12 protein-coding genes are annotated in these 16905 nt (G+C 61.1%); 5 read left to right on the forward strand and 7 right to left on the reverse strand.

What is annotated here, in order from left to right:
• Positions 1–198: 198 nt before the first annotated feature.
• Both gyrA and mtnA read right to left on the reverse strand, forming a co-directional pair.
• Complete coding sequence (gene gyrA / locus OC610_RS03300) at positions 199–2871, reverse strand: DNA gyrase subunit A (protein ID WP_030141018.1); 2673 nt, start codon at positions 2869–2871, stop codon at positions 199–201.
• Between the two features lie 454 nt (positions 2872–3325).
• On the reverse strand, positions 3326–4402 hold the full coding sequence (mtnA, locus tag OC610_RS03305; RefSeq protein ID WP_264426489.1) for an S-methyl-5-thioribose-1-phosphate isomerase: 1077 nt from the start codon (positions 4400–4402) through the stop codon (positions 3326–3328).
• Between the two features lie 106 nt (positions 4403–4508).
• Between mtnA and OC610_RS03310 the strand changes: the two genes are divergently transcribed.
• The 5 genes from OC610_RS03310 to OC610_RS03330 all read left to right on the forward strand — a co-directional run bounded on the left by OC610_RS03310 (position 4509) and on the right by OC610_RS03330 (position 9476).
• Complete coding sequence (locus OC610_RS03310; RefSeq protein WP_264426490.1) at positions 4509–5840, forward strand: TRZ/ATZ family hydrolase; 1332 nt, start codon at positions 4509–4511, stop codon at positions 5838–5840.
• A 60-nt stretch (positions 5841–5900) separates the two neighbouring features.
• A complete protein-coding gene (gene ubiG, locus OC610_RS03315) occupies positions 5901–6599 on the forward strand; it encodes a bifunctional 2-polyprenyl-6-hydroxyphenol methylase/3-demethylubiquinol 3-O-methyltransferase UbiG (RefSeq protein ID WP_039588851.1) in 699 nt (232 codons plus the stop codon).
• Positions 6600–6603: 4 nt separating this feature from the next.
• Entirely contained in the window at positions 6604–7275 is a 672-nt protein-coding gene (gene mupP, locus OC610_RS03320) for an N-acetylmuramic acid 6-phosphate phosphatase MupP (RefSeq protein WP_264426491.1), read from the forward strand.
• A gap of 179 nt (positions 7276–7454) precedes the next feature.
• Positions 7455–8195 carry a YciK family oxidoreductase gene (locus tag OC610_RS03325; RefSeq protein ID WP_030141023.1) on the forward strand — a complete coding sequence of 247 codons (741 nt, stop codon included), beginning with the start codon at positions 7455–7457 and terminating at the stop codon, positions 8193–8195.
• 354 nt (positions 8196–8549) lie between these two features.
• The gene (locus tag OC610_RS03330; protein ID WP_264426492.1) at positions 8550–9476 is read left to right on the forward strand and encodes a GGDEF domain-containing protein; all 927 of its coding nucleotides are present in this window, start codon (positions 8550–8552) and stop codon (positions 9474–9476) included.
• A gap of 359 nt (positions 9477–9835) precedes the next feature.
• Here OC610_RS03330 and OC610_RS03335 read toward each other — a convergent pair whose 3' ends face one another.
• The 5 genes from OC610_RS03335 to trhO form a co-directional block, all read right to left on the reverse strand.
• Positions 9836–10606, reverse strand: a complete 771-nt coding sequence (locus OC610_RS03335; RefSeq protein ID WP_269807888.1) for a TenA family transcriptional regulator — start codon at positions 10604–10606, stop codon at positions 9836–9838.
• A gap of 80 nt (positions 10607–10686) precedes the next feature.
• Positions 10687–13146: an EAL domain-containing protein gene (locus OC610_RS03340; protein WP_264426494.1), complete on the reverse strand. Its 2460-nt coding sequence runs from the start codon at positions 13144–13146 to the stop codon at positions 10687–10689.
• Positions 13147–13338: 192 nt separating this feature from the next.
• Entirely contained in the window at positions 13339–15234 is a 1896-nt protein-coding gene (locus OC610_RS03345) for an ABC transporter ATP-binding protein (protein ID WP_264426495.1), read from the reverse strand.
• On the reverse strand, positions 15164–15766 hold the full coding sequence (locus tag OC610_RS03350; protein WP_264426500.1) for a DsbA family protein: 603 nt from the start codon (positions 15764–15766) through the stop codon (positions 15164–15166). The genes OC610_RS03345 and OC610_RS03350 overlap by 71 nt, the downstream gene beginning before the upstream one ends.
• A gap of 36 nt (positions 15767–15802) precedes the next feature.
• Positions 15803–16744, reverse strand: coding sequence for an oxygen-dependent tRNA uridine(34) hydroxylase TrhO (gene trhO / locus OC610_RS03355; protein WP_264426496.1), 942 nt, complete (start codon positions 16742–16744; stop codon positions 15803–15805).
• Positions 16745–16905: the final 161 nt, after the last annotated feature.

The following is a 16905-nucleotide window of genomic DNA, read 5'->3' on the forward strand; positions in this document are numbered from 1 at the left end:
GGACTGGCATTCAACATCAATGTTGACTGTTGTGCCGCTATCGCGAGCAAGCTCGCTCCCACAGGGGGGGCCGCTCACTCAAGGTATGAAACCTCAGGGGAGCAGCATTCCCCCGGCAGGGGATGGTGCAGTGTCGCAAATTTTCAAACGGAACAAACAACAAGGGGGCGAATCTTCATCCGCCCCCTGTGTGTCCGCTTAGTCCTGCGGTTCTTCTTCGTCTGCGGCAGCGTCAAGTGGTTGATCGCCGACGGTGTCGTCGACATCGGCACCGAGGGTGCCATCGAACGCTACACCTTCCTCGCCTTCTTCGCCTTCCAGCTCCTCGCCTTCGACTTCCGACGGTTCCTGGACGCGCTCAAGCCCGACCAGTTTTTCGTCCTTGGCGAGCTTGATCAGCGTCACGCCCTGAGTGTTACGGCCCAGGCTCGACACTTCGTCGACCCGCGTACGCACCAGCGTGCCCTGGTCGGAAATCAGCATGATCTCCTCGCCATCGAGCACCTGGACAGCACCGACCAGGCGGCCGTTACGCTCGTTGCTGACCATGGCAATCACGCCCTGGCCGCCACGCTTGTACTCGGGGAACTCGCTGATGGCGGTACGCTTGCCGTAGCCACGCTCGGAAGCCGTGAGGATCTGGCTGCCTTCTTCCGGGATCAGCATGGAAATCAGCTTCTGCCCTTCCGGCAGGCGCATGCCGCGCACACCGCGGGCGGTACGGCCCATGGCGCGAACGTCGGATTCCTTGAAGCGCGTGACCTTGCCACCGTCGGAGAACAGCATGACTTCGCGCTCGCCGTCAGTGATGGCGGCGGAAATCAGCACGTCGCCTTCGTCCAGCTCCAGGGCGATCAGGCCCACGCTGCGCTGGCGGCTGAAGGATTCCAGCGGGGTTTTCTTCACGGTGCCGTTGGCGGTTGCCATGAAGATGTAGTGACCTTCGGTGTATTCCTCCACCGGCAGCATGGTGGTGATGTATTCACCATCGTCCAGCGGCAACAGGTTGACCAGCGGACGACCGCGGGCGGCACGGGATGCTTCGGGGATCTCGTAGGTCTTCAGCCAGTACACCTTGCCCTTGCTGGAGAACAGCAGCAGCGTGGTGTGGCTGTTGGCGACCAGCAGGTGAGCGATGTAGTCCTCGTCCTTGACGCCGGTCGCCGACTTGCCTTTGCCACCGCGACGCTGGGCCTGATAGGCGGCCAGTGGCTGGGTCTTGGCGTAGCCGCCGTGGGAAATGGTCACCACGCGCTCTTCTTCCGGGATCATGTCGCCCAGGGTCAGGTCCAGGCGCGCATCGAGGATCTCGGTGCGGCGCACGTCGCCGTATTCGGCGCGGATCACTTCCAGTTCTTCGCGGATCACTTCCATCAGGCGCGTGGCGCTGTTGAGGATGCGGATCAGCTCGCCGATCTGGTTGAGGATTTCCTGGTACTCGGCCAGCAGCTTCTCGTGCTCCAGGCCGGTCAGGCGGTGCAGGCGCAGTTCCAGGATGGCTTGCGCCTGTTCCGGGGACAGGAAGTACTTGCCTTCGCGCAGGCCGTATTGCGGGTCGAGGTTTTCCGGACGGCACGAATCGGCGCCGGCACGTTCGACCATCGCCACCACCGCGGAGGATTCCCAAGGGGTGCTGACCAGCGCTTCCTTGGCTTCCGACGGGGTTGGCGAGGCCTTGATCAGGGCGATGACCGGGTCGATGTTCGACAGGGCAACGGCTTGGCCTTCAAGGATGTGGCCACGCTCGCGCGCCTTGCGCAGTTCGAATACGGTACGACGGGTCACGACTTCGCGGCGGTGACGAACGAAAGCTTCCAGCAGGTCCTTGAGGTTCAGGATCCGCGGACGGCCATCGATCAGCGCGACGATGTTGATGCCGAACACGCTTTGCAGCTGGGTCTGGGCGTAGAGGTTGTTGAGGATCACCTCAGGCACTTCGCCACGGCGCAGTTCGATCACGACGCGCATGCCGTCCTTGTCGGACTCGTCACGCAGCTCGGTGATGCCTTCGAGCTTCTTCTCTTTTACCAGCTCGGCGATCTTCTCGATCAGGCGGGCCTTGTTCAGCTGGTACGGCAGCTCGGTAATGACGATCTGCTGACGGCCACCCACCTTGTCGATGTCTTCGACGGTCGAGCGGGCGCGCATGTAGATGCGGCCGCGACCGGTGCGATAGGCCTCGATGATGCCGGCGCGACCGTTGATGATGGCAGCGGTCGGGAAGTCCGGGCCGGGAATGTATTGCATCAGCTCATCGACAGTCAGCTCGGGGTTGTCGATGAGGGCCAGGCAACCGTCGATGACTTCACCGAGGTTGTGTGGCGGGATGTTGGTCGCCATGCCCACGGCGATACCGCTGGAGCCGTTGACGAGCAGGTTGGGAATACGGGTCGGCATGACCGCCGGGATCATTTCGGTGCCGTCGTAGTTCGGCACCCAGTCCACGGTTTCCTTGTGCAGGTCGGCCAGCAGTTCGTGGGCCAGCTTGGTCATGCGCACTTCGGTGTATCGCATGGCCGCTGCGTTGTCGCCGTCCACCGAACCGAAGTTGCCCTGGCCGTCCACCAGCAGGTAGCGCAGGGAGAATGGCTGCGCCATACGAACGATGGTGTCGTACACGGCGGTGTCGCCGTGGGGGTGATACTTACCGATCACGTCGCCGACGACACGGGCGGACTTCTTGTAAGGCTTGTTGAAGTCGTTGCCCAGCTCGCTCATCGCGAACAGCACGCGGCGGTGCACGGGCTTCAAGCCATCGCGCGCATCCGGCAGCGCCCGCCCGACGATTACGCTCATTGCGTAGTCGAGGTAGGACTGTTTCAGCTCGTCTTCGATATTGACCGGGAGGATTTCTTTGGCCAGTTCGCCCATGAGAAGCCTGATTCCTTTTTCTGGTGAAACCTCGTCACGTCCAGATGGGACGAACGAAGCTCGCCGCTGCAGAACAAATGCCATGCAGCGACTTACGACAAATCAACGAGTTATGCCATGGATCTGCGCAGTAAAGGCCACCTCGCGAGGCAGCCTTGGAAACCGCCGGATGTTATCACAAGAGCCGCCACGCACCTATCCCCCAGATGCGCATGGTGTGTAGTTAGTTGACCGATGACAGGCTGGAAAGGGACGAGAGAGGCTTAGAGGCGCTGGGAATCGCGATTCGTGGCTGGATTCGGCTAATTTTCGGGCTTTGCGGGCTTTGCGGGCCCCATCGCGAGCAAGCTCGCTCCCACAGGGAACTTTGTATGCCTGGGAATTCAGGCACGCTGCGCATCCAATGTGGGAGCGAGCTTGCTCGCGATGGGGCCAGCTCAGACGCCGAAAGCCTTCAATGCAACCGCTTGCGACACATCAGTTGCGCCATCTTCGCCGCATCCGGCCGCTCGACGATGCCCTTCTCCGTCACGATCGCATCGATCAGGTCCGCCGGGGTCACGTCGAACACTGGATTGAAGGCATCGGCGTCCGCTCCGACCCGCTTGCCGCCGACTTCCAGCAGCTCGCGCCCATCACGTTCTTCGATCGGAATGTCATCGCCACTGGCCAGGTTCATGTCGATGGTCGAGCTCGGCGCCACCACCATGAAACGCACGCCGTGGTGCATGGCACAGACGGCCAGTTGGTAGGTGCCGATCTTGTTCGCCACGTCGCCATTGGCGGTGATGCGGTCGGCGCCGACGATCACCCAGGTCACGCCCTTGGTCTTCATGATGTGGGCGGCAGCGGAGTCGGCGTTGAGTGTCACCGGAATGCCTTCATTGGCCAGTTCCCACGCGGTCAGGCGAGACCCTTGCAGCCACGGACGGGTTTCGTCGGCATAGACGCGCTCGACCATCCCCTCGATGAACGCCCCGCGAATCACCCCAAGGGCGGTACCAAAGCCACCGGTGGCCAAGGCGCCGGTGTTGCAATGGGTCAGGATGGCCTGGGCGTTGCCCTGGTGCTTGCGGATCAGGTCAACACCGAGCTGGGCCATGGTCAGGTTGGCCTCGCGATCGCTTTCATGAATCGCCATGGCTTCCGCCTCAAGCACCGCCAAGGGGTCGGCCTGTTCCTTGAGGCGCGCCAATCGGTCGCGCATGCGGTCCAGCGCCCAGAACAGATTGACTGCCGTCGGCCGGGAATCGGCCAGCAAGGCAAAATCCGCTTCCAGCGCATCTTGCCAGTCACCACCTTCGGCCAACCGCGCACGCGCCGCCAGCACCACGCCATAGGCGGCACTGATGCCGATCGCCGGCGCACCGCGCACCACCATCGAACGGATGGCCTCGGCCACGCCGGCCGCGCTGGTGTAGCCGATCCAGTTTTCCTCGAACGGCAAAACACGCTGATCCAGCAGATAAAGAGCGCCATCGCGCCAATCGATGGCCTTTACCTTCTCCGCAGCCAACAGTCGATCGCGCATCCTTCACCCCGCACTCATGAACAAAAGCCGCCGATTATAGCGATCCCTCCGCGAAGACGCTCGGGTATACTTCGCCATCCTTTATAACCCATGGAACCATTCCACGATGCCCAAGCCTGCCGTTGCGCTCGACTTATTATTGCTGCCGACCTGGTTGGTGCCTGTCGAACCCGCCGGTGTCGTGCTCAAGGATCATGGCTTGGGCATCCGTGATGGCTGCATCGTGTTCATCGGGCCACGGGCCGAAGCCATGAAGTGCGATGCCACGCAAGTCCGCGAACTGCCTGGCATGCTGCTCAGCCCGGGCCTGGTGAACGCCCACGGCCACGCGGCAATGACGCTGTTCCGCGGCCTGGCGGATGATTTGCCGCTGATGACCTGGCTCGAACAACACATCTGGCCCGCCGAGGGCAAATGGGTCGATGAAGATTTCGTCCGCGACGGCACCGACTTGGCGATCGCCGAGCAGATCCAGGGCGGCATTACCTGTTTCTCCGACATGTACTTCTACCCCAAGGTTGCCAGCGACCGCGTCCATAACAGCGGCATCCGCGCGCAAATCGCCATCCCGATCCTCGACTTTCCGATACCCGGTGCTGCCAGCGCCGATGACGCCATTCGTCAGGGCATCGAGCTGTTTGGCGATCTCAAGCACCATCCACGAATCAAAGTCGCATTAGGCCCCCACGCGCCCTACACCGTGGGTGATGAAAACCTGGAGAAAATCCGGGTGATCGCCGAGGAGCTGGACGCGGCCATCCACATGCATGTTCACGAAACCGCCTTCGAAGTGCAGCAGGCTGTGGAGAACACTGGCGAGCGGCCTATGGCGCGGCTGGCCCGGCTTGGCCTGCTGGGGCCGCGCTTCCAGGCGGTGCACATGACTCAGGTCAGCGACGAGGACCAGGCCCTGCTGGTAGAACACAACTGCAGCGTGATCCATTGCCCGGAATCGAATTTGAAACTGGCGAGCGGTTTCTGCCCTGTGGAACGCCTGTGGCAGGCCGGCGTCAACGTCGCGGTCGGCACCGACGGCGCGGCAAGCAACAATGACCTGGACCTGCTGGGCGAAACCCGCACCGCCGCCCTGCTGGCGAAAGCCGTCGCCGGCTCGGCCACCGCGCTGGATGCCCATCGGGCCTTGCGCATGGCCACGCTCAATGGCGCCCGGGCGCTGGGTATCGAGTCGATCGTCGGTTCACTGGAAGTCGGCAAGGCTGCCGACCTGGTGGCCTTCGACCTGTCCGGCCTGGCGCAACAACCGATCTACGACCCGGTTTCACAGCTGATCTACGCCACCGGCCGCCATTGCGTGAAACACCTGTGGGTCGCCGGCAAGCCGTTGCTGGAGGACGGTCGCCTGACTCGCATGGACGAGGCGCAACTGACCGCCACGGCGCAGGCCTGGGGCCGCCGGGTGAGCGGCCAGAACGAATAGCACGCCCCTTGAGCCACGGCTCGGGGTTACTGATTTTTCAAGTTTTTCGAGGATCTGCACATGAGCAACGTCGACCACGCTGAAATCGCCAAGTTCGAAGCCCTGGCCCATCGCTGGTGGGACCGCGAGAGCGAATTCAAACCGCTGCATGACATCAACCCGCTGCGGGTCAACTGGATTGACGAGCGGGTCAGCCTGGCCGGCAAGAAAGTCCTCGACGTCGGCTGTGGCGGCGGCATTCTCAGCGAAGCCATGGCCCTGCGCGGCGCCACGGTCATGGGTATCGACATGGGCGAGGCACCGCTGGCGGTCGCTCAATTGCATCAACTGGAGTCCGGCGTCAGCGTCGAATATCGGCAGATCACCGCCGAAGCCCTGGCCGAGGAAATGCCCGGCCAGTTCGACGTGGTGACGTGCCTGGAGATGCTTGAACACGTGCCAGACCCTTCGTCGGTAATCCGCGCCTGCTTCCAGATGGTCAAGCCCGGCGGCCAGGTGTTCTTCTCCACCATCAACCGCAACCCGAAGGCCTACCTGTTCGCGATTATCGGCGCCGAATACATCATGAAGCTGCTGCCACGCGGCACCCATGACTTCAAGAAATTCATCCGGCCTTCCGAACTGGGCGCCTGGAGCCGCATGGCCGGGCTGACCGTCAAGGACATCATCGGCCTGACCTACAACCCGCTGACCAAGCACTACAAGCTGGCCGCCGACGTTGACGTCAACTACATGATCCAGACCCTGCGCGAGGAATAAGTCGATGCGTCTCCAAGCGGTTCTCTTCGACATGGACGGCACGCTGCTCGACACCGCGCCAGACTTCATCGCCATCTGCCAGGCCATGCGCGCCGACCGTGGCCTGCCGCCGATGAACACCCAGCACATCCGCGACGAAATTTCCGGCGGTGCCCGGGCGATGGTCGCTGTGACGTTTTCGATGGACCCGGAATCCCCGGGGTTCGAGGAGCTGCGCCAGGAATTCCTCGATCGCTACCTTAAAGGTTGCGCGGTCCACAGCCATTTGTTCGATGGCATGGCCGACGTGTTGGCCGACATCGAGGCGGCCAACCTGATCTGGGGCGTGGTCACCAACAAGCCGGTACGTTTTGCCGAGCCGATCATGCAGCAGTTGGGCCTGGCCGAGCGTTCGAAAGTGTTGATTTGCCCGGACCATGTGAAAAACAGCAAGCCAGACCCTGAGCCGTTGATCCTGGCGTGCAAGATGCTCGACCTGGACCCGGCCAGCGTGCTGTTCGTGGGGGATGACCTGCGGGACATTGAGTCCGGCCGCAGCGCCGGCACCAAGACCTGCGCGGTGACCTACGGCTACATCCACCCGGACGACAACCCCAAGCACTGGGGCGCGGATGTGGTGATCGACCATCCCCTGGCCCTGCGTGAAGTGCTGGATAACGCGCTGTGCAGTTGCTGATCTGAGTACCGCTTTTGTGGCGAGGGAGCTTGCTCCCGCTCGGCGACGAGGTCGACGCCAATTAGCTCAGGGGGACCGCTTCGCGGTCCAGCGGGAGCAAGCTCCCTCGCCACAAAAGCTCCTGACCATGACTGCTCTGCCCGCACAGTACCGTGCCGCTTATTTGTTGAGGTTTCTTTATGTTTGACTACTCCGCCCGCCCCGACCTGCTCGAAGGCCGCGTCATTCTGGTCACCGGTGCCGGCCGTGGTATCGGAGCGGCTGCCGCCAAGGCTTATGCCGCCCATGGCGCCACCGTGCTGTTGTTGGGCAAGACCGAGGCCAACCTGACCCAGGTCTACGACGAAATCGAAGCGGCCGGCCATCCACAGCCGGCGGTGATCCCCTTCAACCTCGAAACCGCCCTGCCCCATCAATACGATGAACTGGCCGCCATGATCGAGACCGAGTTCGGCCACCTTGACGGCTTGCTGCACAACGCCTCGATTATCGGCCCACGCACGCCGCTGGAGCAGTTGTCCGGTGAGAATTTCATGCGCGTGATGCACGTGAACGTCAACGCCATGTTCATGCTCACCAGCACACTGCTGCCATTGCTGAAGCTGTCCAAGGACGCGTCCGTGGTGTTCACCTCCAGCAGCGTCGGGCGCAAGGGCCGGGCGTATTGGGGGGCTTATGGCGTCTCCAAGTTCGCCACCGAAGGGCTGATGCAGACGCTCGCCGACGAAGTAGACACCGTTGCGCCGGTGCGCTCCAACAGCATCAACCCCGGCGCCACCCGCACCAGCATGCGGGCCCAGGCCTATCCGGGGGAAAATCCGCTCAACAACCCGACGCCTGAAGAAATCATGCCGGTCTACCTGTACCTGATGGGGCCGGACAGCCAAGGCGTCAATGGCCAGGCTTTCAACGCGCAATAACTGCTACCTCTCGTCGCGGCGGTTTACCGTCGCGGCGCAGTCACTTCCGGTGCATCACCCAGCGAAGCGCCAAGACCTTGCCGTCCGCCGCCCCTCTTGTTGCCCCTCACCCGACGGTAAGATGCTGATTTTTTGCGTGTTTTTTTAAAGATGAACCGAATGGCACGACTTTCGCTCTAACTACTCAAGCACGCCATGTCCGGCAAGCAATGGACGTTGAGACGGGATCCGCCAGTGCAAGAAGCGGACTAAACTCAGATCAATGTCCCTCGGGACTGATGGATCAGTACGACGCGTAGCCCAGTGCCGCTTCACCCGCCGGCCAGGATCGACTCAGTTAGGGGCTCACGCCATATGAAAACGCCCACGCAGACCAATGCGATCGACTTTGACAGCGCCAAGCTGCAGCGCCTGGGCCTTGCCCAGCCGTCGCCGCTCGTGACACGGCCCGTCAGCCTTTCACAACTGCGCCAGCAATTGAGCCAGCAGTTGCAGACCAGCTTGGAGCCGCAACGGATCCTCGGTCTGTTCTTCCGCGAAGTGCAGCGGCTGGTGCCCCTGGATGCGCTGGCCTACCAGCACAAACCCAGCGACCTGCGCCTCGAATTCGGCCAGCGCGGACACCACAGCCTCAGTTATAACCTTAGCCATGAAGGCGAACACTTGGGTGAACTGGTGTTCCGCCGCAACCAGCGCTTCGCCAACTCGGAGCAGAGCGAACTCGAGTCGATACTCTCCACGCTGTTTTTCCCGCTGCGCAACGCCTTGCTCTATCGCGCCGCCACGCAAAGCGCCTTGCGCGATCCGCTGACCGGTACCGGCAACCGTATCGCCATGGACCAGACGCTGGAGCGTGAGATCGACATGGCCAGGCGTCACATGCAGCCACTGTCGCTGTTGATGCTGGACATCGACCATTTCAAGCGCATCAATGACACTCACGGACACGGTGTCGGCGACGAAGTGCTAAAAGCAGTTGCCGACTCGATCAAGAGCCAACTGCGCAACGTGGACATGGTGTTCCGGTTTGGTGGCGAAGAGTTCCTGATCCTGCTGGCCAACACCAGCCGGGAAGCGGCGGCCATGGTGGGGGAACGGCTGCGTTATGCCGCCCAGACCCAGGACTATTTCGCCGGTGGAACGAGAATCGAACTGACCGTCAGCCTCGGATGCGCGACTTTGCTGCCAGGTGAGTCCGCTGAAAGCCTGTTGCGCCGGGCCGACAGTGCGCTGTACGTGGCCAAGCGCGAGGGCCGGAACCGGCTGACGATGGCGGGCTGAGGCTTGTTCTGCTTCCCGCCGACACACCGCCTTCGCGAGCAAGCTCGCTCCCACAAGGGATTGGCGGCGTTCTTAAAAATCACGGCCACCACAAAAACCAATGTGGGAGCGAGCTTGCTCCGGGCGGCGTTCCGACGAAGGGGCCGGATCAGTCAACGCAAGGTCGACAGTCAGACCGCCATCGCGAGCAAGCTCGCTCCCACAAGGGATTGGCGGTGCACTTGAAATTTCTGAGCACCACAAAACCAATGTGGGAGCGAGCCTGCTCGCGAAAGCGGTCTGACCGTCGACCTTGCGTTGATTGATCGGGCCCCTTCGCGAGCAGGCTCGCTCCCACAGGAGGGTCAAGCTATTGGGGATCAGCTACCCGCCAACGCCAGGCGTTCGCGGCTGGGCGCGGTTTTCTCTACAGCGCCCGAGTGTTCCAATTGCATGCAGCGCTCCAGGAACAGGTACATGTAGTCGTAGCTTTTGCAGACGGCCTGGCGCAGTTCCATCTGCAACGACTTGCTCGGATTCATGCCAGCCAGGGTGCAGATGATTTCCAGCGCTTCCCAAGGATGGGCATCGTCATACTGGGCATGCATCTTCAGCCATTTCATGGCCCGCTTGCGGTCTTCCTCGGCGAACGCCGCGGCATAGACGCCACTGGAACAGACCACCGCCGACCACTCCCCGGTCGCGCCCTCGATGGCGTAGTTGGTCGCGGCAATCGCCACGATCAACGAGTCCGCCGAGCTGGTGTGCCAGCACCAATGACTCAACGCATGCAGCTCAGGTGGCACCTGCTGCGCCTGCAGATCTTCGAGTGTCACGCCATGAGCGGCGCTCCAGTTCACCCAATAATCGGCATGATTGAGTTCGACACGAATGTTGCGCATCAGCCAGCGGCGCGCCATGTCCTCGCCGGGATGGCGGGCAAAGCGTGTCTTGGTGAGGTTTTGTGCCATGTACAAGGCGAACTGTTCGACGACGGGCCAACCACCGATAAGGTAGTGGCGCATGGTCTTGGCGCTGAGCTTATTGTCGCGCATGCGTTGATACAGTTCGTGTTCTACAACCCGGCGCTTGCTCTCGCCGCAATCTGCAATGAGCTGCTGTGCCCATTGCGGATAGCTCTTGGCGTCCATGAGCGGGCCTGTTCGGTTGAATGTGTCGATCACTGTCGGGCTCCTTTTGATTGTGATTTTTCTGCGGATCAACAAGAGGTTCAGCGGAACGTGCCGGGGGCCTTGAACAACAACGGCTGAGGCCTGGCCGGCCTACATTGCAACGTGTCACAGGTAAACATCTGCGGTCGCTCGATGACATACCCCTGAGCGTAGTCCACACCAATTTCCAGCAATGCCTGCTCGATCTGGGCCGTTTCAACAAACTCGGCAATCGTACGCTTACCCATGACGTGGCCGATATGATTAATCACTTCGACCATTGCCCGGTTGATCGGGTCGTCCAGCATATCCTTTACGAAACTCCCGTCGATCTTCAAGAAGTCTACAGGTAAATGTTTCAAGTAGGCGAATGAAGACATTCCGGCACAAAAGTCATCCAGCGAAAAATAACAGCCCAAGCCTTTGAGTTCATTGATAAAGCGGATCGCGCTACCCAGATTCGAAATGGCGCTGGTCTCGGTAATTTCAAAACAAATCATTTCCGGCGGAATCGAGTACGCCGCGAACTGTTTACGCAAGAAGTCCAGGAATGCCTGATCTCCTATAGTAGTGCCTGACAGATTAATCGCACACATCGCCAACGGACCTTGCCGGGATTCGTTCAGGCACTGGCGGATGATCCTGAAGACATTCTCCACCACCCAGCGGTCCAGGGACGTCATCAAGCCATAGCGTTCAGCCGCCGGGATGAAACTGTCGGGCAGAATCATCCGCCCTGCCTCGTCATGCAGGCGCAGCAATATCTCGATATGCCCACCGCCATGATCCCCCGGGCCCAATGCGGCGATTTCCTGGGCATAAAGGCAGAAACGGTTTTCCTCCAGGGCCATGTGCAAGCGCTGCACCCAGGCCATCTCGCCGAAGCGCAGGGACAACTCCGAGTCGTCGGCATGGTAGACCTGGACCCGGTTGCGCCCCTTTTCCTTGGCCATGTAGCAGGCCATGTCGGCGGCACGCAGGGATGCCTCCAAGGTGGTCGGGCTCTGGGCGATATGCACCAGGCCGATACTCACGGTGGTCACGAATGGCCGGCCTTTCCACACGAAATGCAGGTTCTGTACGGTCTGGCGCAGGCCTTCGGCAATTTTCTCCGCGGCCTCCGGCGAGCAGTTTTCCAACAAGATGCCGAATTCATCACCGCCCAATCGCGCCAGCGTGTCGTTTTCCCGCAACCCCGATTGCAGCAATGCGCAAATATGTCGCAACAACTCGTCACCGGCCGCATGGCCACAAGTGTCGTTGACCAGCTTGAACTGATCCAGGTCGAGAAACATGAGGGCGTGGCGCCCGACCTGGCGAGTCAGGTTATGCAGCGCTTGTTCGAGGCGGTATTCGAATTCTCGGCGGTTCGCCAGGCCGGTCAGGGCATCGTGGGTGGCTTGCCAGGACAGATTGGCAATGTACTGGCGTTCCTGGGTCATGTCGTGCAGCACCAACACCGCGCCACTGACCTTGCCGGCGTGGCGGATCGGCGCCCCCACCAGGGTGACCGACACCGTGCTGCCGTCCAGGCGCTGGATCAACTTTGAATGCTCGCTGCCACCCCCCAATCGTCCGCTCAGGATATGCTCGATCAAAGTCAGCCCTTCAGTCTGGGCATTGTCGTCAAGCAGATTGAACAGCGCCGCCAGGGGTAGCCCGGTGGCGTGCTCGGCTTTCCAGTGCGTCATCGCTTCCGCGGCGGGGTTCATGTAGGCAATGGCGCCCTCGACGTCAGTGGTGATCACGCCGTCGCCAATCGATTGCAAGGTGATCTGGGCCCGCTCCTTCTCCAACTGAAGCGCATTGGCGAAGACCTGCCGCTGGGCCAGCAGTTTATGGGTGCGCAACAGCGCGAGGACAATCAACCCAAGGGCCGTGGCGAAATTGGTCACCAGCAACAGGCGCAGGATAAACCGCGACCCCTCGCCCAGGGCATCGCTGAATGCCTTCGCGGCGGGGGTGACGGAATCGTTGATGGCGTAGATCTGTGCCTTCCAGCCGCGAATATCGGTTTCCGAGGCTTGGCCGGCGCTGATGCTGGCGTGCATCTGCCGGGCGACGTTGTCCAGTTCAATCAGGTAGCCATCCCCCACCGTCCAGAGGTCAATGGCTTCTTCCAGGTAGCTGAAATGACGGAAATTGAGATAAAGCCAGATGACGCTGGCTACGTCGTCAGGGTGGTTGCCACCCTTGAGGATCCCGGCCCGCGCGGCCTCGAGATCAGGTGGCTCACGATCCAGCGCGACCCGCAGCTCATGACCACCTTCGGGCACAGCGATGGCTTGCTGATACTTTAGAAAAATCGCCTCGTCACGGCTGTCAGCGTAGAGATTGAGATAATAAATAGCGTCTTTCTGGCCCTTGGACCAGAGGCTTTCCCCTGCTACATAACCGCGAACTGCGGACAATACGTAAAGGCTGACACCTCCAAGCAAGGCTTGAAATAGGACAACGGCGATAAAGGGCCAGACAATGCCCAACAACCGTGGCGTTCCGAGAGTCCGCTTTTGCTTCATGAGGTCCCTTGCACAGGCATTGCCATTGAGCACCCGCGAGAATTCCGCTCCTGATCCCACAGCCTAGGCTAGTTTTCGATCCGTCGAACAACTGGAATGAGCAGTTCGCCTGGGCTTTGGGTAGAGATGTGGAAGAGTCGATGGATTTTGGCTGATTTTTTCCGATACTAAGCGCAGAAAAGCAATGGAAACTCAAGGACGCTGTATTTGCTGTAGATGGCCATAGAGCCGAGCGTACAAGCCGCCCTCGGCAATCAGCTGTTGGTGATCTCCATCCTCGGCGATTTGCCCGCCATCGAACACCAGAACGCGGTCAGCCTGTTTCACCGCGGAAAGCCTGTGGGCGATGATCAGGGTGGTGCGTCCGCTCAAGAACCGCGCCAACGCTTGGTGAAGGTTGTATTCGGTGGCCGCGTCGAGGGCGGACGTGGCTTCGTCGAGGATGACCACCCGTGGATCGGCCAATACCATGCGGGCGATCGCCAATCGTTGCCGCTGGCCGCCCGAAAGCCTGACGCCGGAACGTCCGACAACACTCTCCAGACCGGCGGGAAGCGCTCGCACCGTGGCGTCGAGCTGGGCAATTTCCAACGCCCGCCAGCAGGCTTCGTCGCTGCAGTCGCGGCCCATGGCAAGATTGGCCCGCACCGTGTCGTTGAACAGCGCCGGATGCTGGAGCACCACCGCGACGTTTTCACGGATGGTTTCGAGGCCGATTTCCTGCTGGGTCGCACCACCAAATCGGATACTGCCGGCCTGGGGTGTGTAGAGGCCCAACAGCAGTTGCACCAATGTGCTTTTACCGCCACCGCTGGCGCCAACGACAGCGACCTTCTCACCCGGCGCAATGGACAGGTTCAATTGATTGAGAACCATCTCCTCACCGTAGCCGAACCTGAGCCCTTGAATATCGATGCCTACGGTGGCGCGCCCCCTGAATGGGTCGACACCGCCGCTGTACTGCGGCTCATCGGCCCGGGCCAGCAGTTCGTTGATACGGTTCAAGGCCCCGCCCGCCGCATAAAAGGCGTACTGCAGGTTCAGCAGTTGTTCCACCGGACCGATCATGAACCACAAGTAGCTGAACACCGCCAGCATCTGGCCGATGGACAAGTCGGAAAACAGCACGGTGAGCATGGCCGCGGCCCGAAAGATATCGATGCCGAACTGGAACAGCAGGCCGCTGGCGCGGTTCGAGGCGTCGGTTTTCCACTGCGAATTCACCGCGTAATCGCGCACTTCCCTGGCGCGCAGTCCCAGCCGCCCGAGGAAAAAACCCTGGCGATTGCCGGCGCGCACTTCCTGTATCGCATCCAGTGTCTCGGTCAGGGCCTGGGTGAAGCGCGAGGTGCTGTCGTTTTCCAGTTTCTTCAGGTGCTTCACCCGTTTGCCCAACTGCACCGTGGCGTAGATCACCAGCGGGTTGAACAACAGGATCAGCAGTGCCAGCTTCCAGTGCATCCACATGAGGATGCTGGCAGTGCCCACCAGTGTCAGCATGGCGACCAGGAAGCGACTAAGGGTTTCGCCAACAAACTTGTCGAGGGTGTCCAGGTCGGTGACCAGGTGCGTGGTCACGGTACCGCTGCCCAGGCTTTCGTATTCCTTCAATGAAATTCGCTTCAGGCGTTCGATCAGCCGGACACGGATGCGATAGACGATGTCCTTGGCCAGGCTGGCGAACAGGCGCGCCTGCAACACGTTGAACACCAAGGCGCAGCAGCGCAGCGTCAGGGTGACCAACAGCATCAGTCCTATATAACCGGCCGCGCTCTGCCAAGCCGTTGGCAAGGCGAGGTTCATGATCTTCAACGCCGCATCGCCGTGGCCCAACAGCACCTCATCCACCAACAGCGGCAGCAGCAACGGGATGGGCACGCTGCACAAGGTGGCCAGCACGGCTACACCATTGGCGATCCACAAGGCTTTTTTATGCTTGAGGGCTAGGCGACGGATTTCTGCCCAGCTCAACCGATCGATAGGCGCCGGGGCCGACGCGTTGACGTTGGGCAGGTCATCAGGCACAGGTCGCCCGCTCCAGCCAGCGGCCGAGCAATGGCGCCAACTGCTCCAGGGGCTGGTAGCCATTGGTCAGCAGGGCCAATTGCCCGTCACGTTCGGCCAGCAGCGTGGGGAACCCGGCGATGCCAAGGTCTTGTACCCAGGTGAAATCCGCCGCGGTGGCAGCGTGTTGGTCGGCACGGTCGAATGCCGCGGCGAACTCGATCCGCGGCAGCCCGGCCCGTTCGGCCAGTTCGACCAGGATGCTGGCGCGGGTCACGTCGCGACCTTCGACGTAAAAAGCCTGCTGGATCAGCTTCACCAGTTTCCAGGCCAGGTCCGGCGCCAGGCTGCGAGCCGTCACCAACGCCCGGCAAGCAGGCTCGGTGTCGTAGACAAAACCGTCGGGTAGTGCCCCTTCAAAGTTGAACGGCTGGCCGGTGGCCTGGGTGACCGCCTGCCAATGTTCAAGAATGTAGCGCCGGGTCGTCGGTTCCAGGGCCGAGCCGCTGCCGGTACGCAAGCCGCCCACCACCAGGTGCAACTCCACGCCTGCGGCCTGCGCCTGCTCGACCAATGCCTGCGCCACCGGCGCGAAGCCCCAGCACCAGGAACACATCGGGTCCATCACATACAGCAGGCGCGATGCCATGGCTTAAGCCTCGGAAGATGATTGCTTGTAGTTGTAGCCGATCGGGTGAGGCATGTTGCGAGCCTTGGCCAACTCGATCTGCTTTTGCCGGTCGATGGCGCTGCGACGGGTCTTCTCGCTCAGCTTGTCCCAGCAATGCGGGCAACTGATGCCGGGCACGTAGTGCTCCGAAGCGCGATCTTCAACGCTCACTGGCGTACGGCACGCATGACATTGATCGTAGTCGCCTTCGCTCAGGTCGTGGCGCACGGTCACGCGGTTATCGAATACAAAGCAGTCGCCGCGCCATTTGGTTTCATCCTGGGGCACCTCTTCGAGGTATTTCAGGATGCCGCCCTTGAGGTGATAGACCTCTTCGAAACCTTCACCGAGCATATAGCTCGAGGCCTTTTCACAGCGAATGCCACCGGTGCAGAACATCGCGACCTTCTTGTGCCGGCTCGGGTCGAAGTGGGCTTTGATGTACTCGGGGAATTCACGAAAGCTCGCAGTCTTGGGATCGACGGCGCCTTCGAACGTACCGATGGACACTTCGTAGTCATTGCGGGTATCGATCAACAACACTTCCGGATCGCTGATCAGCGCGTTCCAGTCCTGCGGCTCGACATAGGTGCCAACCCGCTTGTTCGGGTCCACCCCTTCCACGCCGAGGGTGACGATCTCTTTCTTGAGCTTGACCTTGGTGCGGTAGAACGGCTGTTCATCGCAGTACGACTCTTTGTGGTCGATGTCGTCCATGCGCGGATCGTTCTTGAGCCAGGCCATCAACCCGTCGATCCCCTCGCGGGTGCCGGAAACGGTGCCGTTGATGCCTTCTTCGGCGATCAGCAGCGTGCCTTTGATGCCATTGTCGAGCATGGCCTTGAGCAGGGGCTCACGCAGCTCGACGTAATCTTCCAGGGTGACGAACTTATACAGTGCCGCCACGACAATGGATGGTGTCATGGGTATTTCTCCAGGTGGCTACCCTCGCAAAGGGTGAACCGGATGCGAAAAAAAACGCGCCGGGTGAGCGGCGCGTTGCGGATTCTAGCAAAAACGTATGGGTTGCAGGACTGCAATTGCACGGCCGGTACATCGCCCTGTGGCGAGGGGATTTATCCCCG

Source organism: Pseudomonas agronomica (genome assembly GCF_025917275.1).
Lineage (GTDB): Bacteria > Pseudomonadota > Gammaproteobacteria > Pseudomonadales > Pseudomonadaceae > Aquipseudomonas > Aquipseudomonas agronomica.